General features: G+C 59.4%; 24 protein-coding genes and 1 tRNA gene. 16 read left to right on the top strand and 9 right to left on the bottom strand.

Features of this window, described 5'->3' with window-relative positions; all coding sequences use genetic code 11:
* The first annotated feature begins 842 nt into the window (after positions 1–842).
* Entirely contained in the window at positions 843–1,946 is a 1,104-nt protein-coding gene (locus tag GA0061102_RS06315) for a porin (RefSeq protein ID WP_092845037.1), read from the top strand.
* Between the two features lie 211 nt (positions 1,947–2,157).
* A complete protein-coding gene (locus tag GA0061102_RS06310; protein WP_092845036.1) occupies positions 2,158–2,487 on the top strand; it encodes a hypothetical protein in 330 nt (109 codons plus the stop codon).
* A gap of 168 nt (positions 2,488–2,655) precedes the next feature.
* On the opposite strand, the gene GA0061102_RS06305 is transcribed toward GA0061102_RS06310, so the two are convergent.
* The 3 genes from GA0061102_RS06305 to GA0061102_RS06295 form a co-directional block, all read right to left on the bottom strand.
* Positions 2,656–2,835 (bottom strand): hypothetical protein, encoded by a 180-nt coding sequence (locus tag GA0061102_RS06305; protein WP_092845034.1) that lies wholly within the window; start codon positions 2,833–2,835, stop codon positions 2,656–2,658.
* Positions 2,836–3,126: 291 nt separating this feature from the next.
* Positions 3,127–3,531, bottom strand: a complete 405-nt coding sequence (locus GA0061102_RS06300; RefSeq protein WP_092845032.1) for a DoxX family protein — start codon at positions 3,529–3,531, stop codon at positions 3,127–3,129.
* 285 nt (positions 3,532–3,816) lie between these two features.
* Positions 3,817–3,891: transfer RNA gene (locus GA0061102_RS06295), tRNA-Asn, on the bottom strand.
* Positions 3,892–4,007: 116 nt separating this feature from the next.
* On the opposite strand from GA0061102_RS06295, the gene GA0061102_RS06290 reads away from it, so the two are divergent.
* Positions 4,008–4,319, top strand: a complete 312-nt coding sequence (locus GA0061102_RS06290) for a hypothetical protein (protein ID WP_004118561.1) — start codon at positions 4,008–4,010, stop codon at positions 4,317–4,319.
* 6 nt (positions 4,320–4,325) lie between these two features.
* On the opposite strand, the gene GA0061102_RS06285 is transcribed toward GA0061102_RS06290, so the two are convergent.
* Positions 4,326–4,883 carry a sugar O-acetyltransferase gene (locus tag GA0061102_RS06285; protein ID WP_092845030.1) on the bottom strand — a complete coding sequence of 186 codons (558 nt, stop codon included), beginning with the start codon at positions 4,881–4,883 and terminating at the stop codon, positions 4,326–4,328.
* 328 nt (positions 4,884–5,211) lie between these two features.
* Between GA0061102_RS06285 and GA0061102_RS06280 the strand changes: the two genes are divergently transcribed.
* The 3 genes from GA0061102_RS06280 to GA0061102_RS06270 all read left to right on the top strand — a co-directional run bounded on the left by GA0061102_RS06280 (position 5,212) and on the right by GA0061102_RS06270 (position 8,469).
* Positions 5,212–6,564 carry an extracellular solute-binding protein gene (locus tag GA0061102_RS06280; RefSeq protein WP_092845028.1) on the top strand — a complete coding sequence of 451 codons (1,353 nt, stop codon included), beginning with the start codon at positions 5,212–5,214 and terminating at the stop codon, positions 6,562–6,564.
* Between the two features lie 98 nt (positions 6,565–6,662).
* Positions 6,663–7,547: a carbohydrate ABC transporter permease gene (locus tag GA0061102_RS06275; protein ID WP_092845026.1), complete on the top strand. Its 885-nt coding sequence runs from the start codon at positions 6,663–6,665 to the stop codon at positions 7,545–7,547.
* A gap of 7 nt (positions 7,548–7,554) precedes the next feature.
* Positions 7,555–8,469, top strand: a complete 915-nt coding sequence (locus GA0061102_RS06270) for an ABC transporter permease subunit (protein ID WP_092845024.1) — start codon at positions 7,555–7,557, stop codon at positions 8,467–8,469.
* A 348-nt stretch (positions 8,470–8,817) separates the two neighbouring features.
* On the opposite strand, the gene GA0061102_RS06265 is transcribed toward GA0061102_RS06270, so the two are convergent.
* Positions 8,818–9,930, bottom strand: coding sequence for a sn-glycerol-3-phosphate import ATP-binding protein UgpC (locus GA0061102_RS06265; protein ID WP_092845022.1), 1,113 nt, complete (start codon positions 9,928–9,930; stop codon positions 8,818–8,820).
* Positions 9,931–10,177: 247 nt separating this feature from the next.
* Between GA0061102_RS06265 and GA0061102_RS06260 the strand changes: the two genes are divergently transcribed.
* On the top strand, positions 10,178–11,635 hold the full coding sequence (locus tag GA0061102_RS06260) for a cryptochrome/photolyase family protein (RefSeq protein WP_092845020.1): 1,458 nt from the start codon (positions 10,178–10,180) through the stop codon (positions 11,633–11,635).
* A 3-nt stretch (positions 11,636–11,638) separates the two neighbouring features.
* On the opposite strand, the gene GA0061102_RS06255 is transcribed toward GA0061102_RS06260, so the two are convergent.
* Complete coding sequence (locus tag GA0061102_RS06255; protein WP_092845018.1) at positions 11,639–12,469, bottom strand: SDR family NAD(P)-dependent oxidoreductase; 831 nt, start codon at positions 12,467–12,469, stop codon at positions 11,639–11,641.
* 296 nt (positions 12,470–12,765) lie between these two features.
* On the opposite strand from GA0061102_RS06255, the gene GA0061102_RS06250 reads away from it, so the two are divergent.
* From GA0061102_RS06250 to GA0061102_RS06230, 5 genes are all read left to right on the top strand, one after another.
* Positions 12,766–13,806 (top strand): cysteine synthase A, encoded by a 1,041-nt coding sequence (locus tag GA0061102_RS06250; RefSeq protein ID WP_092845016.1) that lies wholly within the window; start codon positions 12,766–12,768, stop codon positions 13,804–13,806.
* Positions 13,807–13,810: 4 nt separating this feature from the next.
* Positions 13,811–14,548, top strand: coding sequence for an alanyl-tRNA editing protein (locus tag GA0061102_RS06245; protein ID WP_092845014.1), 738 nt, complete (start codon positions 13,811–13,813; stop codon positions 14,546–14,548).
* A 60-nt stretch (positions 14,549–14,608) separates the two neighbouring features.
* Positions 14,609–15,466 carry a 3-mercaptopyruvate sulfurtransferase gene (gene sseA / locus GA0061102_RS06240; RefSeq protein ID WP_092845012.1) on the top strand — a complete coding sequence of 286 codons (858 nt, stop codon included), beginning with the start codon at positions 14,609–14,611 and terminating at the stop codon, positions 15,464–15,466.
* Between the two features lie 8 nt (positions 15,467–15,474).
* The gene (locus GA0061102_RS06235; RefSeq protein ID WP_092845285.1) at positions 15,475–16,035 is read left to right on the top strand and encodes a GNAT family N-acetyltransferase; all 561 of its coding nucleotides are present in this window, start codon (positions 15,475–15,477) and stop codon (positions 16,033–16,035) included.
* Positions 16,036–16,167: 132 nt separating this feature from the next.
* Complete coding sequence (locus GA0061102_RS06230) at positions 16,168–16,677, top strand: DUF1203 domain-containing protein (protein ID WP_092845283.1); 510 nt, start codon at positions 16,168–16,170, stop codon at positions 16,675–16,677.
* Positions 16,678–16,683: 6 nt separating this feature from the next.
* On the opposite strand, the gene ald is transcribed toward GA0061102_RS06230, so the two are convergent.
* Positions 16,684–17,802 carry an alanine dehydrogenase gene (gene ald / locus GA0061102_RS06225; RefSeq protein ID WP_092845010.1) on the bottom strand — a complete coding sequence of 373 codons (1,119 nt, stop codon included), beginning with the start codon at positions 17,800–17,802 and terminating at the stop codon, positions 16,684–16,686.
* Between the two features lie 152 nt (positions 17,803–17,954).
* Between ald and GA0061102_RS06220 the strand changes: the two genes are divergently transcribed.
* Positions 17,955–18,416 (top strand): Lrp/AsnC family transcriptional regulator, encoded by a 462-nt coding sequence (locus GA0061102_RS06220; protein ID WP_092845008.1) that lies wholly within the window; start codon positions 17,955–17,957, stop codon positions 18,414–18,416.
* Positions 18,417–18,422: 6 nt separating this feature from the next.
* On the opposite strand, the gene GA0061102_RS06215 is transcribed toward GA0061102_RS06220, so the two are convergent.
* Positions 18,423–19,226, bottom strand: a complete 804-nt coding sequence (locus GA0061102_RS06215; protein WP_092845006.1) for an endonuclease/exonuclease/phosphatase family protein — start codon at positions 19,224–19,226, stop codon at positions 18,423–18,425.
* A 145-nt stretch (positions 19,227–19,371) separates the two neighbouring features.
* On the opposite strand from GA0061102_RS06215, the gene GA0061102_RS06210 reads away from it, so the two are divergent.
* The gene (locus GA0061102_RS06210; RefSeq protein ID WP_245297936.1) at positions 19,372–19,749 is read left to right on the top strand and encodes a PilZ domain-containing protein; all 378 of its coding nucleotides are present in this window, start codon (positions 19,372–19,374) and stop codon (positions 19,747–19,749) included.
* 138 nt (positions 19,750–19,887) lie between these two features.
* On the top strand, positions 19,888–21,876 hold the full coding sequence (locus GA0061102_RS06205) for a bifunctional 2',3'-cyclic-nucleotide 2'-phosphodiesterase/3'-nucleotidase (protein WP_092845004.1): 1,989 nt from the start codon (positions 19,888–19,890) through the stop codon (positions 21,874–21,876).
* Positions 21,877–21,919: 43 nt separating this feature from the next.
* On the opposite strand, the gene GA0061102_RS06200 is transcribed toward GA0061102_RS06205, so the two are convergent.
* Entirely contained in the window at positions 21,920–22,888 is a 969-nt protein-coding gene (locus GA0061102_RS06200) for a LysR family transcriptional regulator (RefSeq protein WP_092845002.1), read from the bottom strand.
* Positions 22,889–23,025: 137 nt separating this feature from the next.
* Between GA0061102_RS06200 and GA0061102_RS06195 the strand changes: the two genes are divergently transcribed.
* Positions 23,026–23,640: an FMN-dependent NADH-azoreductase gene (locus GA0061102_RS06195; protein WP_092845000.1), complete on the top strand. Its 615-nt coding sequence runs from the start codon at positions 23,026–23,028 to the stop codon at positions 23,638–23,640.
* Positions 23,641–23,676 lie beyond the last annotated feature (36 nt).

Below are 23,676 nucleotides of genomic sequence, written 5' to 3'. Positions count from 1 at the left end.
CGATCAGGGCCGTCCCTACCCGATCCTTCATTTGCGATGGGAGAGATCCCCGTCGAAGTGAGCTGCTATCCTCATCGATTTGGTTATCCAACGAAGTGCCGACATGCGCTGCAAATACGCTTAGCCTCGCTTGTAGTGCCGCCCCAGAAAGATTGAGAATCGAGCGCATTTCGGACCCTTCTAGAACAGCGGTCATTGCCGCGTACCGAATTCGTCGCAGGGGTTCATCCGCTGCCAGCCCATTCAGGTAGGTTATAGAAACCTAAGGTAGATGCTAGGCTCTTTGCTACCGGTTTGGATGCCACCCCTGAACCGGACAGTGCCGCGTCCGACGAGACTGCGCCCCCAGTAGTGTCGTCGGACGCACCAACGCCGCCTTCGTTCGCCGCTAGGGCACAGACATAAGGCGGGGCAAGCTTTATCTTCGTCATCTCCGACGCCAATAGAATCGCTTCCCTTGTCGTCATTAGCCGCAAACTTCTCCAGATTCTGGCGTCGAAAATTCCCATGCTGCGTGAGATGCGACAGTGACAGCTAGGCTTCTTCCTAGCTTCCGTTGCAACGGCATCTCTTTGTCTCAGCACTCCTAGTTGAACGCAAAGCGCGATCTATCGTCGGCAGCCGATGATTTGCGTCATTTTTGCAACAAACCTCTTTTTCGAATAGCACGCATATAGTTCGCTCACCTTATCATCTTGCCAAATCAGCGAAGCGGGTTCAGGAATTAGTTCGCGAAGCTTATTACTTCGCACCTACTGATAGGGAACATGAGCGGGATGGGGTTGGGCACGTTGTTTTTCGGCGCAATATCTCAGGCCCAATCAAGAGAGATTGGAGTTACTATGAACATCAAGAGCCTTCTTCTCGGCTCCGCTGCTGCGCTGGCAGCAGTTTCCGGCGCTCACGCAGCCGACGCCATCGTTGCTGCTGAGCCGGAGCCGCTGGAATACGTTCGCATCTGCGACGCATACGGTGCAGGCTACTTCTTCATCCCGGGTACCGAGACCTGCCTCAAGATCGGCGGCAAGGTTCGTACGGAAGGTGAATGGTACGACGCCTACAACCGCAACAGCCACAATGGCACGCTGTGGCACACCCGCGCCGAGCTGAACGTCAGCACCGCGACCGACACCGAATACGGCCCGCTGAAGACCGAAACCATCGTTCGCTGGGACTGGCACGACGGCAATGCCACCAGCACCAACCTGCTGTGGTCCTACATCAGCCTCGGCGGCTTCACGGTCGGTAAGAAAGACTCGCAGTACAACTCGTACATCGGTTACGCCGGCGACGTCATCAACGACGACGTGATCTATGACGGCCCGTACGAACTGAACCAGATCACCTACGAATATGATGCCGGCAACGGCTTCTCGGCCGTGGTCTCGGTTGAAGACAGCAACTCCAGCGGCTCCGGCGCTTCCTACGGCGCAAGCTGGTGGACGGACGACAAGGCAAACCACTACGCTCCTGATGTCGTTGCCGGTGCCGGCTTCAAGTCTGGCGCATGGGGCTTCAAGGTTGTCGGTGGTTATGACTCGATCGTCGAAGAAGGCGCTATCAAGGCTCGCGTCGATGCCGACTTCGGCGCATTCTCTGCCTTCCTGATGGGCGGCTGGAACACCGACGGCGACAAGCTCAACAAGTACGCCGGCACCAACCAGGACGTCTCTGCTTGCACGGCACCGAACGGCACCGTCAACGCGTCCAAGTGCGGCTGGGGTGACTGGGCAGTTTGGGGTGGCGCAAGCGTTCCGGTCAACGACAAGCTGAAGTGGAACGTCCAGCTCGCCTACACCGACAGCAAGATCTTCGAAGCAACCACGAACATCAAGTGGAACCCGGTCAAGAACCTGCTCATCGAGCCGGAACTGACTTACGTTCACTATGATTATGCCAACGACGATACGGTTTCAGGCATCCTGCGCTTCGAACGCAACTTCTAACCTGATCAGATTTGACCTCCGATCAGAGAAGAAAGGGGTCCGGCTTTCCCTGCCGGCCCCCTTTTTTCTTGTCGGTAAGCTCCTGAAAACGAAGGCTTCCTCTCCATTAGCGCGTGTCGCGGCATCACCCCGATCAACCAGAAGGGGGAACATTGTCGCAGCCGTGGCGTTTACCGGCAAAGGGACGAAGCTGAATAAAGGAGTTACCGCCTTGAAATATCTCGCTTCAATCGCTCTGACCGCCGCATTGACCGTGGGTTCGGTGCTGTCGGTCGCGTTGCCGACGACGGCAGCCCCGCTCGGCGTTTCGCCGGCGACGACCGCGAATGTCATTCTCGTGCAGGAACAGGGCTCACGCTGGCACCCCGATTCAGACTATGATCGCCGGGCCTATTGGCGCGATCGCGAGCGCCGCCACTGGCGCGACGACCGGGATTGGGATCGCCGGCATTGGGACCGAGGCTGGCATCGCGGCTGGTATGACGAGGGCCGCTATCACCACCCACACCACGGCGGCGTGATACTGGAAATCCGTCCCTGAGGTCGCCGCACAGTTCTAAAAAGGCATATGCCGGTAGCGATGTGCTGCCCGCCCGGCATGCGTCCCGGTCACAACGGGAGCCCAAAAACCAACGGCCGCTGCCGAGATATCGGTAGCGGCCGAATTGCTGTGAAAACCTAACTTGCGCCGGTTTGAAGCTCCTACCGGTTAGCGGCAAACGCGGACATTGCGGACGACCCAGTGGCCGTGAACCTTATGCTTCACCTTCTTCATCTGGCAGTGATGATGATGGTGGTGACGATGATACATCGGAGCCGCCTCGGATGGTACGCTGACGGCGAAGACCGATGCCAGTGCGAGTGCAGAAGCAAGAAGCAGGTTTTTCATGTCGAACCTCTAAAGCATTGGGGACTATGCTGCGCATATCGCGCTGTTAAGCAAATGCGCCGGCTCACATTAACGACACATGAACATCTGCTCACATTAGCGAGAGCAACCACAACGTGAACGAAATTTAATGAAATGCCCCGCGCGCCTACGGCAAAACTACCGCGGCATCAAGCCGACACATCTCTCACCCAAGAACGACCTTGGACAGCGAAACAACGGATCGACATGGATGCAAGCGCCTGTTGTTGCAGCATAAAGGCGGCTCTGCCGCAGCGCGCTCTCGGTTCTTCAGTCGATCGCGGAACGGATTGGCAGCAGTGCTCGAATCCGTTCGTCGCGAAGGTAGAGGCCGCCCCATGCCAAGGCGCCTAAAAATAAACTTATAAGTTGCGGAGGAGAGCCGACTTCTCCAAGGCGGAAATGAGTGCAGATAGCGCCACCCAGAAAGCCCGTCGTCAGGATCGCTCCGAGAACTGCCGTGCCTGGAATTGCATAAAGGATCGCGCAGACGAGGATGATGAGACCCAGCAACCTTGCCTGGTCGATCAGAAAGCCCGTCGCTTCGATTTCCGCACTGACCAATGCGGGCGCAAACAAATCGACAGCCGCATCGGCCGCCAGTGCCAGAATGACGATGGCGCTGAGGACCCATCCCAGCATTGCCCCTTTGCGAAGGCTCGCATTCTCAACCATTTGTCACCTCCCCAATATGCCGATCCGGCCCATATTCCCGGTACCGCCTCATAGGCCGAAGTCCACCGGACGAACGGCGGCAAGCTGACATGGAGAGAGGAGGCAGGTCAACGAGGACAAGGGACCTAGCGCATCGAAACGATTCCGGTCAAAATCGCGCGGGCAGAAGCGGATGCAATAAAACTGCAAAATTGCGCTGATAGGGTCCGCCCGCTGTTGCCCATCGGCATAAGCCAATCGGCACCATGTCGATGCGATAAACTTCCGAAGTTCTGTGGAAGAAAGTGGCTCCCCGGGCCGGATTCGAACCGGCGACCTGTCGATTAACAGTCGAATGCTCTACCGCTGAGCTACCAGGGAATGCGCTTGGCGCGGTGTGAGTGGGCTTCTACAAATGCTTTCCCGATTTGCCAAGCGGTTTTTTCAAAAAAATGTATTTCTCTTGCATTATTTTGTCGCCTCACCATTTCCTGTGGATGACCGATCAAAGCGGAACGACAGCGAACGCCGATCGAAATGCCCGGAAAACAAGGCGTTTCGGCATCGATCCCTCCACTCGCGAGCTTGTTTTTGGCTCGGTGAGAATTCCCCTGCCCCGGTCGCGCCTTGCCCGCCTCGGCCTGGGGATAGCGCTCGTCTTCGGTGGCCTGCTTGGCTTTCTGCCGATCCTCGGCTTCTGGATGCTGCCACTGGGCCTCATCGTGCTGTCGCACGATATGCCCGCAGTACGCCGCTGGCGCCGTCGCTTCGCCGTGTGGTGGGCAAGAAGGCGCCGTCCGGCGAACTAGCTCCCTTTATCTTGCACCAACCGGCCGGGCAGGATTACCGACGACGGTAGCGCCTGGCGCAACATCCTTTGTCACCACCGCACCCGCCCCTATGATCGCGCCGTCGCCGATCGTCACCCCGCCGACAAGGATGGCCCCGCCGCCGATCCACACGCTCGCGCCGATCGTGACCGGCCGCGCGATTTCCATCCCCGCTCCCCGCAGCTTCGGATCCTTATGGTGCTCGGCGCAATATATATGGACGCCCGGCCCCAGCATGCTGCCATCACCGATGCGCACGCCGGCGCTATCGAGAATGGTGCAGCCGGCATTCATATAGACCCTGCGACCGAGCGAAATGTTGATGCCGTAGGAGCAGTGAAACGGCGCTTCGATAAAAGCGCCCTTTCCGATGTCGGCAAAGAGCAGAGACAAGGCCGGAGCGAGATTGCCGCGCTGCGAGGGTGGCATTGTATTGTGTGCATGTACGGCCTCACGCGCCTGCCAGCGCAAGGCGTCGAGTTCGGGATCGAAGCAGCAGTACCACTCTCCCGCTGACATTTTCTGCCGCTCGCTTAGACCCATATCCTCATTCCTTCCACTGCCTTCGGGATTCGCTGACGGTCATCTTGCAACAGCATTCGACGCGTCAGCAATAAAGACGATCGCACGCCTCCCGCCCGCCAACAGACTCAGGGCGAGGCAAGGCACCTTGCCGGCCTTGATTAGCAAAATCTCAAATGCACGATCCTGCGAAGAACGATTGTTCGCAAACCTCTTCCCTGAGTGAAAAAGCCCGCCAACGCGGGGATTCCTGCCCTCAACAAACTGTCACACAGCTTGTCTATAACGCCGCTACCGCGGACTTGCGCAAGACCACCGGTTCCGAGCTTTCAAAAAGGAAATAGGGATTATGTCTAAACTTAAAAATTGCATTTCGGCTGCTGCAGCCGGCGTCATGAGCGTAGCGCTGGCTCTGCCTGCAGCTGCCGCTCCGACCAAGTTCGATTTCTGGTTCGGCCTGTCGGGCGATCTGGAGCGTGTCGTTCAGACGCTGTGCAAGAACTTCAACGATTCCCAGAAGGATTATGAAGTTTCTTGCGTCAGCCAGGGCAATTACGACGCCGCCCTGCAGAACACGATTGCCGCCTTCCGCGCTGGCAAGCAGCCGGCCATCGTTCAGGTTTACGACGTCGGCACCGCGACCATGATGCTTTCGGGCGCCTACTACCCGGTTGGCAAGCTGATGTCTGAAAACGGCTACAAGGTCGATTGGAACGACTACTTCCCCGGCATCGCCCGCTACTACGCAACGTCCAAGGGTGAGCTGCTTTCCTTCCCGTTCAACTCTTCGACCGCCCTGCTCTATTGGAACAAGGACGCGTTCGCCAAGATCGGCAAGACCGCCGCTCCGAAGACCTGGGAAGAAGCCGCCGAAGCCATGAAGGCGCTGAAGGGCGCCGGCTATGATTGCCCGATGGCCATCAACATCTCCGGCAACGAAAGCTGGCAGCTGATGGAGCAGTTCTCTGCCATCCACGACCAGCCGGTTGCCACGAAGAACAATGGCTATGACGGCATTGACGCCCGTCTGACGGTTAACAAGACCAAGTTCGTCAAGTACGTAACCGACCTCAAGAGCTGGTACGACCAGGGCCTCATCAAGATCAAGTCCAAGGATCTCGGCCAGGACATGGTTCAGGCCTTTGCATCGGGCGATTGCCAGATGATCATGACCTCGGTCGGTGACCATGGTTCGGTCACCAAAACCCAGAAGGCTGGGATGACCTGGGATGTGGCCGAACTTCCGGTCTACGCCGGCACCGAGCGCAAGAATTCGCTCGTCGGCGGCGCGTCGCTCTGGGTTCTCTCCGGCAAGTCGGCTGGCGAATACAAGGGTGCGGCAGCATTCCTCGACTTCATCGGCAAGCCTGAAACCGCCCTCTTCTGGTCGACCAACACCGGCTACATCCCGGTGAAGAAGTCCGGCTTCGACTTCATGAAGTCCAGCGGTTTCTACGACAAGGCGCCTTATAAGGGCCGCGAAGTCGCGATCGCCAGCTTGACCGCTTCCGAGCCGACTCCGATCACCCGCGGCGTTCGCCTCGGCAACTTCACGCAGATCCGCGCTGAATTCGGCAATCAGATGCAGGCCATCTTCGCCAACAAGGTCAGCGTTCAGGAAGGCATCGACAACCTCGTCAAGAACGGCGACGCCGTCCTTGACCGCTTCGAAGCCACCTACAAGGGCAAGCAGCTGCCGTAAGCAGCGCATCGCATGACAGGCAGCGTCCGCCGGGGTTTCCCGGCGGACGTTCGTTATGAGCGCAAGAGTGCCATCGGGATTCCAAGCCGGAAGAGACAATGGAAAAACGTATAACTTTCAACAAGTGGAGCGTCGGCATCCTGTTCGCAGTGCCGCAACTGCTCCTTATCTTCACCTTTTTCTATTGGCCGGCCGGTCAGGCAGTCTTCTGGTCGCTGACGCTGCAGCAGCCTTGGGGCGGCGGCAATATCTGGGTTGGCCTCGATAACTTCAAATCCATTCTTGCCAACGCCGACTACTGGAACTCAGTTACGATCAGCATCAGTTTCGCGGCGATCAGCACCGGTATTTCCATGGTGGCCGCGCTGGTGCTCGCAGCCTTGACCGACCGGCAGCTGCGCGGCTCGAAAATCTACCGCGTCGTGCTCATCTGGCCCTACGGCATCGCAGCTCCCGCGGCGGCGATGGCCTTCCGCTTCATCCTGGCGCCAGAAGCCGGCCTCGTTGCCGTGGTCAATCAGTGGTGGCCAGGAATCTGGGACCCGGGCCTCGACGGAAACGCCGCGATGGCCTGCGTCATCGCCGCCTTCTCGTGGAAATATATCGGCTACAGCTTCATTTTCTTCTTGGCCGCTTTCCAGGCAATTCCTCGCTCGTTGATCGAAGCGGCTGCCATGGACGGTTCGAGCGTGCTCAGACGTTTCTGGGACGTCCAGTTCCCGTTGATAACGCCGACGATCTTCTTCCTGCTGGTCATCAACATCACCGAGAGCTTCCAGGATTCGTTCGGCATCGTCGACATCATGACATCAGGCGGCCCGCACAACTCGACCAACCTCATGGTCTACAAGATCTATTCCGACGGCTTCAAAGGCCTCGATTTTTCCGGTGCGGCGGCGCAGAGCATCATTCTGATGCTGCTGATCATCGTGCTTACCATCTTCCAGTTCCGCTTCATCGAGCGGCGCGTGCATTACCGTTGAGGCTGACATGGTCGAGCGCACACCTATTCTCAACTTCTTTACCCATCTGATCCTGTTTATCGGCTTCGTGGTAGCCGTGGGACCGATAGCCATCGTCGCCATCGCCGCATCCCACAATATGACCGACGTCAACCACGTGCCGATGTCGCTCATTCCCGGCACGGAATTCTGGGCCAACATGAAGACGGCCTGGACGACCGCCAACCTCGGCCCCAAGCTGCTGAACAGCCTGATCTTCGCCACCGGCGTGGCGATAGGCAAGGTGCTCATTTCGGCGATCACCGCCTTCTCGCTGGTCTATTTCCGCTATCCCGGCCGCCACTTCATCTTCTGGCTGATCTTCATAACACTGATGCTGCCGCTCGAAGTGCGTATCGTGCCGACCTATGCGGTCGCAGCGAACGTCCTGTCGCCCTTCCAGGGGATTCTCGACATCACCGGCATGACTTGGCTCATCGAAAAGCTTACAGGCGTTGAGGTCTCGCTGAACCTCGGGCTGCTTAACTCCTCGATGGGCCTGATCCTGCCGCTGATCGCGACGGCGACCGGCACTTTCCTCTATCGTCAGTTCTTCCTGACCATACCGGACGAGCTGACCGAGGCCGCACGCATGGACGGCGCCGGAGCGTTGCGCTTCTTCATCGACATCCTGCTTCCGCTGTCGCGCACCAATATGGCGGCACTCGGGACGATCATGTTCCTCTGGGCCTGGAACCAGTATCTGTGGCCGTTGCTTGTCACCACCGATCCGGCACACATGACGGCTGTAACAGAGCTCAAGCAGCTCATCCCGAACATCGGCGGCCTTCCGGAATGGCATATCGCCATGGCCGGCACGCTGATCGTCATGCTGCCGCCGCTTGCCGTCGTCGTTCTCATGCAGCGCTGGTTCGTTCGCGGCCTGATCGCTACCGAAAAGTGATCGAGCAGCCTGCCGCTCCTATCGAAACGAGCGGCAGGCATTTACATTGGTCCGTCTAAAAGCGTCGATCGACCACTTGGGACAAGTTGTCCCTCTCCAAGGGATAGCAGCGCAGAAACCGCGCTGATCAAGCTACCCGCCAGGATAGCGGCTAAGTCCCGCCAAGACTTGATTTTCAAACTGGACGGTACTCACGAGCAGCTGACAGCGATGGTCTGCGTGATGCGCTGATCTCGGCTCGGGTGTCTTGGACCTTTGGCGGCGCCTCTCCTCACTCGCGCAGACAAAAAAGCCCGGAAATCGGTGAGGATTTCCGGGCGCGCGTACTGAAAATTGATGTTTGAAATTTTAGTGTGCCAACACCTTGAGCGGCGCGACGGAGGCAACGGCATCAAGCCGCAGGCCGGTATCCTGGGCAAAGAGATGCGTGTGCTGCTGCGGCAGCTCCAGCCCAACGGACTGGCCGGTCTGACCTGTGGTGTGATCCGATACGGCAACGGCGAAGCTCGATCCGTTGATATCGCAATGGATGACGCGGCCAGCGCCGAGCTCTTCGACGAAATCCACCGTTGCCGGGATAGCGCCCAGAGTGCCTGCCGGAACGAGACGTACATGTTCCGGGCGAATGCCGAGAGCGACCGGGTCGCCGGCATGACGCTTGCCGATATTGGCATCGATGTCGATCGGCAGGCCATCGAAGATGAACTGTTCGCCGTTAGCCGAGAAGGTCCCTTCGAGGAAGTTCATCGCCGGCGAGCCGATGAACGAGCCGACGAAGCGGGTGCGCGGCGTATTGTAGATTTCAAGCGGCGTGCCGACCTGCTCGACATTGCCCTTGTACATGACGACGAGCTTGTCAGCGAGCGTCATGGCCTCGACCTGGTCGTGGGTCACGAAAACCGATGTCGCCGACAGGCGCTTGTGCAGGCGGCGGATCTCGACACGCATCTGGACGCGCAGCTTGGCATCGAGGTTGGAGAGCGGCTCGTCGAAGAGGAAGACCTTCGGCTCGCGGATGATGGCGCGGCCCATGGCGACGCGCTGACGCTGGCCGCCGGAAAGCTCGGCCGGCTTGCGGGCGAGGAAATCTTCGAGACCGACGATCTTGGCGGTTTCCTTGATGCGGCGGTCACGCTCCTCGCGCGGCACGCCCGCCACCTTCAAGGCATAGCCCATGTTGGCGGCGACATTCATGTGAGGGTAAAGCGCGTAGTTCTGGAACACCATGGCGCAGCCGCGCTCGCGCGGCTCGAGCTGGTTGACCACCTTGCCGTCGATGACGATCTCGCCTGACGATATGTCCTCAAGACCAGCGATCATGCGCAGCAGCGTAGACTTGCCGCAGCCGGACGGGCCGAGAATGACGACAAATTCTCCCGAGCGGAAGTTCAGGTCGACGCCATGGACAACCTGATTGCGTCCATACGCCTTGCGAACTTGTTCGATCCGAATTTCCGCCATTTCAATCTTCCCCGCCTGTCAAATCTGGGCATGTCAATCGGGTGGACTGCTAACGAATTTGCATTACAGAACAGTGACAAGGACCCCTTATATCACAAACGACATCCAGATTTCCTCACGAGAGTTGCGTGTAGGATTCGCTTATAAAACGCGCGGTGGTGGAACTATTTGAAGACGGACAAAGTATACTGGTTCCGGTGGCGAAAAAGCGCATGAAGAAGCAAAGAACGGGCGATCGGCCAGGATCATGACGACATCGAGGAAAGAGCCAACTCCCATCCTGCTATGGTTTCGCAAGGATCTTCGCCTTGACGACAACCACGCGTTCCATGCCGCCGCGACATCGGGCCGCCCAGTCATTCCGGTCTATATTCGCGAGCCGAGAGCGACGGGGTGCGGACCGCTCGGCGGAGCACAGGAGTGGTGGCTGCATCATTCGCTCGCTGCCCTGCAGAAAGCTCTTGATGCGCTCGGCAGCAAGCTCATTCTTCGACAAGGCGATGCGCTCGCGGTGCTCGAAGAGCTGCTTGCGGAAACTGGCGCCGAGGCCATCGTCTGGAACCGGCGTTACGATCCAGCCGGCATAGCGGTCGACACGCAGGTCAAGAAGGCGCTGCGAGACAAAGGCATCGAGGCCAACAGCTTTGCGGGCCAGCTGCTGCATGAACCGACGCGCCTACGCACAGGCACCGGCAACCATTACAAGACCTATACGCCGTTCTGGCGTGCATTGGAGCAATCCGGCGAGCCGCCATTTCCGATCGATGCGCCCGACCAGCTTCTGTCTCCTCTGCACTCGCCGCAATCGGATTCCCTCGGCTCCTGGTCGCTGCTGCCGACCAAGCCGAACTGGGCAGCCGCTTTTCCGGAGATGTGGACACCTGGCGAAGCCGCCGCACGTGAGAAACTGCAGGATTTCATCGAGACCGCGATCGACGGCTACGCAATCGATCGCGACTTTCCGGACAGACCGGCAACCTCCCTGCTCTCACCGCATCTGGCACTCGGAGAAATCTCGCCCGCCCGCATATGGCATGCAACGCGACGGCTCACCGGCAAGGTCCCCACGGACAATATCGTTCGCTTTCGCAAGGAGCTTGCCTGGCGGGAATTTTGCTATCACCAGCTCTTCCATTTTCCGAAGCTGAGCTCCGCTAACTGGAATGATCGCTACGACGATTTCCCCTGGCATGCGGACGCCAAACTCTTCGACAGCTGGCGGCGGGGGCAAACGGGATATCCGATCGTCGATGCCGGCATGAGGCAACTCTGGCGCCACGGCTGGATGCACAATCGCGTCCGGATGATCGTGGCTTCCTTCCTGATCAAGGATCTGTTGATCGACTGGCGCGAGGGCGAGGCCTGGTTTCGCGACACACTCGTCGATGCCGATCCGGCAGCAAATGCTGCGAACTGGCAATGGGTCGCAGGCTCCGGCGCCGATGCCTCGCCCTTCTTTCGCATCTTCAACCCGATATTGCAGGGCGAGAAATTCGATCCGGATGGCGGCTATGTCAGGACCTTTGTGCCGGAGCTCGCCGACCTCGACCGCAAATATATCCATCGGCCATTCGAAGCGCCCGACGATGTGCTGAAGCGCGCCGGCATAGAACTCGGCAAGCACTATCCCCGGCCGATCGTCGATCACACCATGGCGCGACAGCGTGCACTCGCGGCACACGCATCGCTTAACAATGATGGATAGGCGCTATTCGGCCGGATGCGCGGTTATGCGCGGCCCGACCGACCGGCGTTTTTGACCGCTCCCGAGAAAATACCTGAGCACCCGGAAATAGAGGCTGTAAGGCAGGAACTTCAGCAGCTTCGCCCGATAGATCAGACCCTTCGGGAAGCTGATCTCGAAGGCAGGCGATTTCAATCCGGCCGCGATTGCGTCTGCCGCCTTCTGTGCCGATACGATATCAGGCATCTTGAACGTGTTCTGCGCCGTCAGCGGCGTCTCGACATAGCCGGGAGTAACGAGCTGGATATGAATGCCCATTCGGTCTAGCTCGAAATTCAGGCTTTCGGCCATGTTGATGAGCGCGGCCTTGCTCGCTCCGTAAGCGGCGCCGCCGGGCAGACCGCCGAAGCCGGCGACAGACGACACAAGGGCAACCTGGCCGTATCCCCTGGCGCGCATATGCCGGACGGCCGGAACGAGACAGTTGACGACACCGTGCAGATTGACCGCAAAACTGCGCTCGAACACCTCATGATTGAGGTCTTCGCCCCGCGCCGGCAGATAGATGCCGGCGTTCAAGACCACCATGGCAACCGGGCCATGCTGATATTCGATTGCGGCAACGGTGTGCTCCATATCCGCGGTATCGGTGACATCGCCGTCGAGCACGACGATGCTGCCAGCAAGCGCGCTTGCCTCGGCCTGCAGCGCCAAGAGCTTCTCGTGGCTGCGGGCCGTAACGGCCACTTTGTACCCTTCTTCCGCCAGCTTCAGCGCAAGCGCGCGCCCGATACCGGAACTGGCGCCGGTAATCCAGACGACTCCGTGTTCAGGACGTGCGATGAACGGGCTCATGGCTCTTCTCCTTGACTGGCGGCCGCGTCAATCAAACGCTTAAACCGCGACCGTCCGTGGCATTTTAGAAATAGCGTATCATTGTGGCCGCTTTCGGCCAGTTTAGCGGCTCGATGGGGAAATCGATGTCACCGATCGGAGACTGACCAATCCCATAGACGGCTTCGGCAAATGAATGCCGCCAAGTCGAATTTTGCAGCGCGAACAAATAGCGAGGAACAGAATTTCTTGCCTATGTAGCCTTGTGAAGGGAAAAGACCGTTCTTACAGTAGTTGTGAACAGAAGGCAGATTCCAATGACCGTCCATCCGTCCGTCCTAGAAGCAATTGGCAATACGCCGTTGATCAAGCTCAAGGGCGCCTCCGAGGCGACGGGCTCGACCATTCTTGGCAAGGCCGAATTTTTGAATCCCGGCCAGTCGGTCAAGGACCGGGCCGCGCTCTACATCATTCGCGATGCCGAGAAAAAGGGGCTGCTGAGGCCTGGCGGCGTCATCGTCGAGGGAACGGCCGGCAATACCGGCATCGGCCTGACGCTCGTCGCCAAGGCGCTTGGCTATCGTACCGTCATCGTCATTCCGGAAACGCAGAGCCAGGAAAAGAAGGACGCGCTGAAGCTGCTCGGCGCCGAATTGGTCGAGGTTCCCGCCGTCCCCTACAGAAATCCGAACAACTACGTGAAGGTCTCGGGCCGGCTTGCCGAACAGCTGGCAAAGACGGAGCCGAACGGCGCGATCTGGGCGAACCAGTTCGACAACGTCGCCAACCGGCAGGCACATATCGAGACGACGGCCAAGGAAATCTGGGCCGATACCAATGGCAAGATCGACGGCTTCATCTGCTCGGTCGGCTCCGGCGGCACGCTGGCCGGCGTCGCCATGGGCCTGCACGCCTTCAACAAGGACATCAAGATCGGCATTGCCGATCCTGAAGGCGCGGCACTCTACGAATTCTACAAAAATGGCGAATTGAAATCCTCCGGCTCCTCGATCACCGAAGGCATCGGCCAGGGTCGCGTGACGGCCAATCTGGAGGGCTTTACGCCTGACTTCGCCTACCAGATCACCGATGCGGAAGCGCTGCCCTACGTCTTCGACCTGGTCGAGTACGAGGGCCTCTGCCTGGGCGGCTCGACGGCCATCAATATCGCCGGCGCGGTCCGTCTCGCTAGGGATCTCGGTCCCGGACATACGATCGTGACCATTCTGTGCGATTACGGCAATCGCTATCAGTCGAAGCTCTTCAATCCGGACTTCCTGAAGTCCAAGGGCCTGCCGCTGCCGGCCTATCTGGAAAAGCGGGCGGAAATTACCGTCCCATACGAAGCAACAGCGTGATCATATGACCGTCAATGCCCTTTATCGTGATGATTTCTATCTCTCGACCGCCGAAGCAGTGGTAACCGCAATTCACGAAGACGGGGGCATCGAGCTCGATCAGACCTGCTTTTACGCCACCTCGGGCGGTCAGCCGGGCGATACGGGTTTCCTGGAGCGCGGTGACGGCTCCAGGATCACGCTTGGTCAGACGAAGCATGGTCCTATCAAGGACATCATCATCCACGTTCCGCTCGACGGCGAACCGCGGCCCATCGTCGGCGAGAAGCTGGTGCTGCATATCGACTGGGCGCGTCGCTACAAGCTGATGCGCATGCATACGGCCTGCCATCTGCTCTCGGTTGTCTGCCCTTACCCGATCACAGGTGCGGCGGTCGGCGAGGAAGAAAGCCGCGTCGATTTCGACATGAGCGAAACCATCGACAAGGACGAGGTGACGACCAGGATGATGGCGCTCGTCAACGAGAACCATCCCGTATTCCTCCGCTGGATCACAGATGAGGAACTGGTCGCCAATCCCGACATCGTCAAATCCAAGAATGTGCGCCCGCCGATGGGGCTCGGCCGCGTGAGCCTCGTCTGCATCGGCGAGGATTCGGCCGTCGACAGCCAGCCGTGCGGCGGCACGCATGTGTCCGAGACGCAGGAGGTCGGTGCGATCCACATCGCCAAGATCGAGAAGAAGGGCAAGGAAAACCGCCGCTTCCGCATTCGTTTCGGCACGCCGACCGACGAGAATTGACCGGGCAAGCGCCTGGATCCCGATATCAAGACCAAGAAATCATAGCAGGGAGAGATCATCATGGCCGCGGACAAGAGCCGTTTCGTCGTATCCGCCGACTGGCTGCAAGGCGAGCTGGGCACCAAGGATCTGCGCATCCTCGACGCATCCTTCTATCTGCCGGCGCAGAAGCGCAATGCCGACGCCGAATATGCCAGCGGCCATATTCCGGGCGCCATCCGCTTCGATCAGGACAAGATATCAGATCATTCGACCAACCTGCCGCATATGGTTCCTTCGCCCGAATTCTTCGCCGCGGAAGTCGGCAAGCTCGGCATCAGCGAGACAGACCGCATCGTCATCTACGACGGCCCCGGTGTCTTTGCGTCGCCGCGCGTCTGGTGGCTGTTCCACATCGTCATGGGTGCGCCGAACGTCTTTGTGCTCGATGGCGGCCTGGATGGCTGGAAGGCTGAAGGGCGACCGCTCGAAACGGCCCTGCCCGCCTTCGAAGCCGCGATCTTCAAGCCCAAGTTCAACGGCAGTCGCGTCGTCGCGCTCGATGAGATGCGTGGCATTGTCGACTCCAGCTCTTCGCAGATCGCCGATGCCCGCAGCGCCGGGCGCTTTGCGGCGACTGAGCCTGAGCCGCGCGAAGGCATGCGCTCAGGCCACATGCCGGGCGCAAGAAGCCTGCCGTCCGGCGTGTTCGCCACGAACGGCAAGTTCAAGTCGCTGCCGGAACTACGCGAAACAATCGAGATGGCCGGCATCGATCTCGACAAGCCTGTGGTGACGACCTGCGGCTCCGGCATTACCGCCGCCATCATCACGCTGGCGCTCGAATCCCTCGGCCATGGCAGCAACAGACTCTACGACGGCTCCTGGTCGGAATGGGGCAGCCGGGCGGACACGCCAATCGTCACCGGTCAAGATTGAGCAGCATCGTGGTGAAAACGCCCTCGTCCATCAAGGTTCACATCACCCGTCTGGAAATGACTGCGCCGCCCAAGACCAGCCTGGCGGTGCCCGTCAATATCCAGACGGCGATCATGCGTGCGCCCGATATTCCGCTGCCCTTCTATCGCCATCTCTACCGCCAGGTGGGGGCCCGCTGGCATTGGGTGGACCGGATCCGCCTCTCTGACGAGGACTTGGCGACCGCGCTTCACGACCAGCGCAACAATATCAGCGTGCTCTACGTCAATGGCGCTCCGGCCGGCTTTTTCGAATATTTCCGTCAGGATGAGGAGACGATCGAGCTCAGTCATTTCGGCCTCATGGAGCACGCTCTTGGCCTTGGCATCGGCAAATGGTTCCTGCTGCAGGCGCTTTACGCGATATGGACGCTCAATCCGCAGCGGATCGTGACGACGACGAACAACCTCGATCATCCGCGGGCATTGCAGCTCTACCAGATGTTCGGCTTCTCGCCGACTTCGACCGGTGAAGGCATCGTCAGGCCGCTGAGCGACAAGGAACTGCTCGAGCTCGCCAAAAAGGGCTAGAACGCCTTAGCCTGCGCAATCGCTCGGCACGATGTTGAGTTGGCGAGAGTCAAAGAGATAGGCGGCAGGAATCGGGTGGTTTCCCACCCCATACCGGCGCATCACATGGCAGATCTCGAAAGGAGCTTTGCCATGTTCTCCATCGCTTTTGCAGCAATGCCCGCGACAGATGCCGAAGTTATGTGGCGCGGCGGCGCGGATGCCTATGGTTACCAGCCGGAGACTATAATCTCCGATGGTCCGGGCCATCCCTGCCGCCATTGCCTGCGCAATATCGATGCCGGCGAGGAACTATTCGTCTTCGCCTACCGTCCCTTCCCGGAATTGCAGCCCTATGCAGAAACCGGTCCCATCTTCCTGCACAAGACGCCGTGCCAGCGCTACGACGCGGAAGAAATCCTGCCGCCCGTGCTGGCGAGCAGCCGGGATTTCATCGTGCGTGGCTATGGAGAGAACGATCGCATTGTCTACGGAACCGGCGCCGTGACGCCGACCGGCGATATCGCAGCCTATGCGGCTTCGCTGCTGGAACGTCCCGACATCGCCTATATCCACGTCCGCTCGGCGCGCAATAATTGCTATCAATGCAGGATCGACAAGGTGGAGGTGCCGGCACATGCCGATGCTGGCGCCTCCACTTGATTGATATTACGCGACGTTGAGGACGCTTTCGGGTGCTGCGGCCTCATAGCCGAGCGCTTCGGCCACCGGCTTGTTGGTAACGCGGCCCTTGTGAACATTGAGGCCATTGCGGAGGTGCTTGTCTTCCGCGATGGCGCGCAGGCCGCGATCAGCCAGGGCAAGGCCATGATAAATCGTGGCGTTGTTCAGAGCATGTGCCGAAGTGACGGGAACGGCACCCGGCATGTTGGCGACACAGTAATGCACGACGCCTTCGACGACGTAGGTCGGATCGGAATGCGTCGTCGCATGCGAGGTCTCGAAGCAACCACCCTGGTCGATGGCGACGTCGACGATGACCGAGCCCTTCTTCATGCCGGACAGCATTTCGCGCGTCACCAGCTTCGGCGCTGCCGCACCGGGGATCAGAACGGCGCCGATGACGAGATCTGCGGAGAAGACCTCTTCTTCCAGCGCCTGAATGCTGGAATAGCGCGTGTGGACGCGGCCGTTGAAGATATCATCGAGCTGGCGCAGACGCGGCAGCGAGCGATCGAGGATGCTGACGTCGGCGCCGAGGCCGGCCGCCATCTTGGCAGCATGCAGGCCGACGACGCCGCCGCCGATGATCGTCACCTTGGCCGGCAGCACGCCCGGCACGCCGCCGAGGAGGATGCCGAGGCCGCCATTGGCCTTCTGCAGCGCCGTTGCACCGGCCTGGATCGACAGACGACCGGCGACCTCAGACATCGGCGCCAGCAGCGGCAGGCCGCCGCGCTCGTCGGTCACGGTCTCATAGGCGATGGCGGTCACGCCGGAAGCGAGCAGGCCCTTGGTCTGCTCCGGATCGGGCGCGAGATGCAGATAGGTGTAGAGAAGCTGGCCTTCGCGGAGCTGCGTCCATTCGGAGGGCTGCGGCTCCTTGACCTTTACGATCATGTCGCACTTCTCGAAAATATCCTTGGCGCTTGCCGCGATCTTGGCGCCGGCGGCCACGTAGGCATGATCGTCGGCACCGATGCCGGCACCGGCTTTCGTTTCCACCCAGACCTCGTGGCCGTGGGCGATATATTCACGAACGGACGCCGGTGTCAGGCCGACGCGATATTCATGGTTCTTGATTTCCTTGGGGCAACCAACGCGCATTTCACTCCTCCTCGAACGCTTGTGCGTCTCATATTTTCTCCGCCTGAGATCAGACCACCACAGCCCCGCAATGTCCTTGCAAAGACAAATTGCGCTGCAGTCATTTTTCGTGATTTATTGCGTGGATAGGAGTTTTTTCGAAAGATCTTCGAATGTCCGACCTTGATGCCATAGATCATTCGATTCTGCGGATGCTGCAGCAGAACGCGCGGATCACCAATGCGGAACTGGCCGAAAAGGTCGGCCTATCGCCCTCGGCCTGCTCCCGCCGGCTCGATATCCTCGAAAAGAGCGGCGTCATCGCCGGCTATCACGCGCATCTGTCGCAGAAGGCGCTGGACTACAAGATGATCGCCATCGTGCACATCTCGCTATCCGGCCAGTTCGCCAAGACGCTTTCGGAATTCGAGGTGGCGGTAAAGCGCTGCCCGAACGTGCTGGCCTGCTACCTGATGTCTGGGGAATACGACTACATATTGCGCGTCGCCGCCCGGGATCTTGAGGACTACGAGCGCATTCACCGCGACTGGCTCTCGGCGCTGCCGCATGTCGTGAAGATCAATTCGAGCTTTGCCCTGCGCGAAGTCATAGAGAGGCCGAATGTCGGCCTCTGATCATTTTCAACGCAGATCCAGCAGCAGCGCGCGGTGATCTGAGACTTCGGGCTCGGCGACGGGATCGAAGCCGATCACCTCGACATTCGAGGTCACCAGCATGTAGTCGGCAAAGCGCGGCTGCTTTCGGTAATGAGACGTGCGCGTGTCGTCATGTCCCAGTGAGGTGACCAGATCGACGAGCCCGAGGCTGCCGAGGATTTCGAAGGTTTCGCTATCAGGAAGCACGTTGAAATCGCCGCAGACGACCAGCCGGTCGCCGTCCTGTTTCACCTGCCGGATGAGTTCGACAAACGCATTTGCCTGATGGCGGCGTGCAGCCGTGTCGCCCTTGCCTTCCAAGTCACGCAGGCCATGCATATGGGCGATGGTGACGGGATAGCCGTGTTCATAGTCGAAAAGGCGGATGCAATGAGCGTTGCGCGAGCGCGGATGCGGCCCGTAGCCATCGCCCGAAAATTCGCCATGGATGAAGCCGGCTGCTTGGCCGATGATCGGATAGGTCTTGCGCACGAAGGTCGCCAAGCCGAATTCGGAATGAAACCGTCGGTCCCCATCGAAAAGGTCGCCCCGTGCTACGGGGAGGAAGAAGGCATCGTAAGCCGGCAAAGCAACCTTCAGCTCCTCGAAGAGATTGGCGCGCTGCGGAAGCTCCACGCCGTGATCGCGATAGACCAGCCATCCGGTGTCCGCATCCTGCGTGCGAACCACTTCCTGCAGGCACAGAACATCCGCATCAACGTCGACAAGATAGGGCATCAGCGGCCCATACAGCCTGCCGCCCCACGCATTTAACGACACGATACGCATGTTCTGCACCTCTCAATAGTCACATCGCGGGTCGCGTTCAGGCACCTGGGTGCCGGTACCGATTCGGGACGACCGCCTACAATTTTAGCGACTATGCTAAGCATCCCTCAATGCACGCCTGCTATCCAGAAGGGGAAAAAGATGTATGAGCCGGGATAACATCATGCAGTTCTCTTCGAAATCTCTCGTCCAAGGCAATCTGAAAATCAAGACACGAGGTTCGCCGCGCCAACACGCCCGGCTGATGGGTCAGGTTCGCTATTTCACCAAGCTCGTCGCCGGTCGCGTCGTCGATATTTCCACCAGCGGGATCGCACTCGATCTGCAGTCGCCGCTCTATGCCGCGGCAGGCAGCAAGGTTCGCGTCGAATGCGACGATATCGGCCTGCTCGATGGTTTCGTGCGCTGGGCCCATAATGGCCGCATCGGCATCGAGTTCGATCGCTCGTCCAATGCCGCGGCAAAGGTCGCTTCCTATTTTCGCTTTTTCCACAAGGACATAAAGCCGGTTCTGAAACGCTGAACAAATGTTGGCACCGACTGGCATATAACCACAATAAGCCTGTCACATTCCTGGTGCACACCTTCGAAAATAGTCCTAGTCTCCCTTCACCCGAGAGATGATCGACGGACAATAGCCCTATCGTTGAAGGAGTGTTTCATGTCTTCCATTCTGGATTTGCCCAGCATGTCGCGCCGCTCACTGCTGCAAGGCCTCAGCGCCACGGCGGCGCTGATCGTGCTGCATCCTTTCGCCGCGCGCGCAGCCGGCAACCAGGCGCATCTGCGTCTCATGGAAACGACCGACATCCACGTCAACGTCTTCCCTTATGACTATTATGCCGACAAGCCGAACGACACGATGGGTCTGACGCGTACGGCAACGATCATCGACAATATCCGCGCTGAAGCCACCAACTCGCTCCTCATCGACAACGGCGACGTGCTGCAGGGCAACCCGATGGGCGACTACATGGCCTATCAGCACGGCATGAAGGACGGCGACGTCCATCCCGTCATCAAGGCGATGAACACGCTCGGCTATTCTGTGGGAACGCTCGGCAACCACGAATTCAACTACGGCCTCGACTTCATGTTCAAGGTCTTGGGTGGTGCAAACTTCCCGTTCGTGTGCGCCAACCTGACCAAGGGTCAGCTTGCCTCCGACCCGACGAAAGACGACTTGTTCTTCAAGCCCTATCTGATCCTCGAAAAGAAGATCAAGGACGGCTCCGGCAATGAAAGCCCGATCAAGATCGGCTTCATCGGCTTCGTGCCGCCGCAGATCATGCTCTGGGACATCAAGAACCTCGAAGGCAAGGCGCAGACCCGCGATATCGTCGAAGCCGCCAAGGCCTGGGTCCCGGTCATGAAGGCCGAAGGTGCCGATATCGTCATCGCCCTTTCGCATTCGGGCATCGACGGCAGCGGCCCGAGCGAGAAAATGGAAAACGCCTCGCTCTACGTGGCCGCGGTCGATGGCATCGATGCCGTCTTCACCGGCCACCAGCATCTCGTCTTCCCCGGCCCGAAGACCTGGGACGGCATCAAGGATGCCGATCCGGTGAAGGGCACGCTGCACGGCAAGCCCACCGTCATGGCCGGCTTCTGGGGCTCGCATCTTGGCTTGATCGATCTTCTGCTGGAGAAGGACGGCAAGAGCTGGAAGATCGTCGACTTCACCTCTGAAGCACGGCCGATCTATCATCGCGACGACAAGAAGAAGGTCGTCGCCGACGTCGCCGACAAGAAGGAAGTGGTCGAAGCCGCTAAGGCCGAGCATGAGGCGACGCTGACCTATGTCCGCACGCCCGTCGGCAAGACCTCCGCACCGCTCTACTCCTATTTCGCGCTGGTTGCCGACGATCCGTCGGTGCAGATCGTCAGCCAGGCGCAGGTCTGGTATATCAAGGAGATGCTGAAGGAAACGCAGTACAAGGATCTGCCGATCCTTTCGGCTGCAGCACCTTTCAAGTGCGGCGGCCGCAACGGCGCCGACTATTATACCGACGTTCCCGCCGGCAATATCGCCATCAAGAACGTCGCCGACCTCTATCTCTATCCGAATACGGTGCAGGCCGTCGTCATCAACGGCGCGCAGGTCAAGAACTGGCTGGAAATGTCGGCCGCGATGTTCAACCAGGTCAAGCCGGGCGCCAAGGATGCGGATATCATCAACAATAGCTTCCCGTCCTACAACTTCGACGTCATCGACGGCGTCACCTACCAGATCGATGTCTCGCAGCCGCGCCGCTTCGGCGATGACGGCAAGCTCCTTAATGCCGATTCGAACCGCATCGAGAACCTGCAGTTCAATGGCAAGCCGATCGACCCCGCGCAGAAGTTCGTTGTTGTCACCAACAATTACCGCGCCGGCGGCGGCGGCAACTTCCCGGAAATCCGGGCCGACAAGGTCATCTACCAGGCGCCCGACACCAACCGCGACGTCATCGTGCGCTATGTCCACGATCAGGGCACGATCAACCCGACCGCCGACGGCAACTGGATCTTCAAGCCGCTGCCGGGCACGACCGTCCTGTTCCAGAGTTCGCCAAAGGCCAAGGATTTCCTCGCTCAGGTCAAGAGCGTGAAGATCGAGGACGCCGGCGAAGGCACGGACGGCTTCCGCAACTACCGTCTGGTGCTGTAAGTCCCAACGATATGGTCCTCTCCTCCTTGCGGGGAGAGGACTTTCATTCAGCGGCCAGCCGCTTGTCTCCCGGATGGAACATCTCGACCGCCGCCTTGAAATCCGCCTGGTTCGGACATTGAGACAGGCGTGAACGGAAGGCTTCGATCATCCAGGCCGCCGCCGGGCCGGGCGGATTGTCGAGCTTGCGGATCGCATAGATCGGGTATTCGCTCTGATCGTAGGCATCGAGAGGCAGCGGCACGAGCCGCCCTTTTTGCAAATCTTCCATGATAAAGGATGCCGGCAACCCACCCCAACCGAGGCCACCTCGTATTAGCTGATGCTTGGTGGCGATATCGCTGACGCGCCATGTCTTGTAAGACAGGACATTGAAATCCTTGCCATTCGTCAGGCTTGAGGCGTCGGTGACGACCAGTTGGACCTCCTCGCGGACATCGGCAAGCGTCAGCGGCCCTCCGATCTGTGCCAGCGGGTGCGTCGGTGCTGCGACGGGCATCATGAAGGAATGACCGATACGCTCGATCATCAACGCATCGTCCTGCCTGATCACCGCCCCGCCAATGCCGATCGTCGACTTGCCGCTCGCAACAAGTTCCAGCATCGTGCCGAGTTCGCCGGTGTCGAGACGCAGCGAAACGTAAGGAAAGCGATCGCGGAATTCGCGTAGCACTTCGACCGTGGCATGGACGGGCACCATGACGCTGATGGCGACAGCCACTTCTGCCTCCAGCCCGGTCTTCAAACCCTTCACTCTGGCGCGCATCACCTGAAGATCGGAGAGGATGCGGCGCGCATCCTCAAGCATCACCCTGCCCGCATCCGTCAGCTTCGGCTGGCGGGAGCCGGAACGCTCGAACAGCGGCATTTCCAGCTGAGCCTCCAGATTGGCGATCGTATAGCTGATGACCGATTGGGCACGATTGAGCGCACGCGAAGCCGCGGAAAAACTGCCGGACTCTGCGACGGTCAGGAACACCTGCAATTGGTCAAGGGTGGGATTGGGAAGCATCGGCCATCCATTCTATCGATAATTACAATCCATATTATCACAGTTTCTCTCGATAGCACTGAGGACTTATCTACTGAACCGAACGTGATCGGATTCTCCCAGCCGATTTTCGCAACCCATTGAAAAGGAAAACGGATATGTCCTCCATTCTGCTTCTGACCTCCAGCCCCCGCTCGGATTCGCTCTCCAGCAAGATCGCCGTCGAGCTTGCAGAGAAGATCAAGGCCAACAACCCGGGCAAGACGCTTGTTCGTCGCGATCTCGCCGCCGACAACCTGCCGCATATCGACGGCCCCTTCACGGCCGCTATCCGCACGCCGGCCGACGCCCGCACGCTCGAGCAGAACGAAGCCATCAAGGTTTCCGAAGCGCTCGTTGACGAGTTGCTCGCCGCCGACACGCTGGTCATTGGCACCGGCCTCATCAACTTCAACATCTACTCTTCGCTGAAGACCTGGATCGACAACATCGCCCGCGCCGGCCGCACCTTCACCTACACGGAAACCGGCCCGAAGGGCCTGGCGACCGGCAAGAAGGCCTACATCGTGCTCGCCTCCGGCGGTGTCTACTCCGAAGGCCCGGCTGCTCCGCTGAACCATGCCGTTCCCTATCTGAAGTCGGTTCTCGGCTTCATCGGCATCACCGATGTCGAGACTGTCTACGTCGAAGGCGTCGCTTTTGGTCCGGAAGCCGCCGAAAAGGCTGTCGGCGCCGCTCAGGCCCGCGCTTCCGAGCTGGCTCTCGCCGCTTAATCGACAGCATTATTCTGATGATGACAGGCGGCCGGC

The sequence above is a fragment of the Martinezella miluonensis genome, assembly GCF_900094545.1.
GTDB lineage: Bacteria > Pseudomonadota > Alphaproteobacteria > Rhizobiales > Rhizobiaceae > Rhizobium > Rhizobium miluonense.
Note: the sequence above shows the minus strand (reverse complement) of the source record. Positions and strands in the feature narration are given on the sequence as shown.

Bases quoted from the DNA above. Each gene is read 5' to 3' on its own strand.
- GA0061102_RS06315 (WP_092845037.1), top strand. From the start codon at position 843: ATGAACATCAAGAGCCTTCTTCTCGGCTCCGCTGCTGCGCTGGCAGCA.
- GA0061102_RS06305 (WP_092845034.1), bottom strand. From the start codon at position 2,835: ATGAAAAACCTGCTTCTTGCTTCTGCACTCGCACTGGCATCGGTCTTC.
- GA0061102_RS06300 (WP_092845032.1), bottom strand. From the start codon at position 3,531: ATGGTTGAGAATGCGAGCCTTCGCAAAGGGGCAATGCTGGGATGGGTC.
- GA0061102_RS06290 (WP_004118561.1), top strand. From the start codon at position 4,008: ATGACCGATCAAAGCGGAACGACAGCGAACGCCGATCGAAATGCCCGG.
- GA0061102_RS06285 (WP_092845030.1), bottom strand. From the start codon at position 4,883: ATGGGTCTAAGCGAGCGGCAGAAAATGTCAGCGGGAGAGTGGTACTGC.
- GA0061102_RS06280 (WP_092845028.1), top strand. From the start codon at position 5,212: ATGTCTAAACTTAAAAATTGCATTTCGGCTGCTGCAGCCGGCGTCATG.
- GA0061102_RS06275 (WP_092845026.1), top strand. From the start codon at position 6,663: ATGGAAAAACGTATAACTTTCAACAAGTGGAGCGTCGGCATCCTGTTC.
- GA0061102_RS06270 (WP_092845024.1), top strand. From the start codon at position 7,555: ATGGTCGAGCGCACACCTATTCTCAACTTCTTTACCCATCTGATCCTG.
- GA0061102_RS06265 (WP_092845022.1), bottom strand. From the start codon at position 9,930: ATGGCGGAAATTCGGATCGAACAAGTTCGCAAGGCGTATGGACGCAAT.
- GA0061102_RS06260 (WP_092845020.1), top strand. From the start codon at position 10,178: ATGACGACATCGAGGAAAGAGCCAACTCCCATCCTGCTATGGTTTCGC.
- GA0061102_RS06255 (WP_092845018.1), bottom strand. From the start codon at position 12,469: ATGAGCCCGTTCATCGCACGTCCTGAACACGGAGTCGTCTGGATTACC.
- GA0061102_RS06250 (WP_092845016.1), top strand. From the start codon at position 12,766: ATGACCGTCCATCCGTCCGTCCTAGAAGCAATTGGCAATACGCCGTTG.
- GA0061102_RS06245 (WP_092845014.1), top strand. From the start codon at position 13,811: ATGACCGTCAATGCCCTTTATCGTGATGATTTCTATCTCTCGACCGCC.
- sseA (WP_092845012.1), top strand. From the start codon at position 14,609: ATGGCCGCGGACAAGAGCCGTTTCGTCGTATCCGCCGACTGGCTGCAA.
- GA0061102_RS06230 (WP_092845283.1), top strand. From the start codon at position 16,168: ATGTTCTCCATCGCTTTTGCAGCAATGCCCGCGACAGATGCCGAAGTT.
- ald (WP_092845010.1), bottom strand. From the start codon at position 17,802: ATGCGCGTTGGTTGCCCCAAGGAAATCAAGAACCATGAATATCGCGTC.
- GA0061102_RS06220 (WP_092845008.1), top strand. From the start codon at position 17,955: ATGTCCGACCTTGATGCCATAGATCATTCGATTCTGCGGATGCTGCAG.
- GA0061102_RS06215 (WP_092845006.1), bottom strand. From the start codon at position 19,226: ATGCGTATCGTGTCGTTAAATGCGTGGGGCGGCAGGCTGTATGGGCCG.
- GA0061102_RS06210 (WP_245297936.1), top strand. From the start codon at position 19,372: ATGAGCCGGGATAACATCATGCAGTTCTCTTCGAAATCTCTCGTCCAA.
- GA0061102_RS06205 (WP_092845004.1), top strand. From the start codon at position 19,888: ATGTCTTCCATTCTGGATTTGCCCAGCATGTCGCGCCGCTCACTGCTG.
- GA0061102_RS06200 (WP_092845002.1), bottom strand. From the start codon at position 22,888: ATGCTTCCCAATCCCACCCTTGACCAATTGCAGGTGTTCCTGACCGTC.
- GA0061102_RS06195 (WP_092845000.1), top strand. From the start codon at position 23,026: ATGTCCTCCATTCTGCTTCTGACCTCCAGCCCCCGCTCGGATTCGCTC.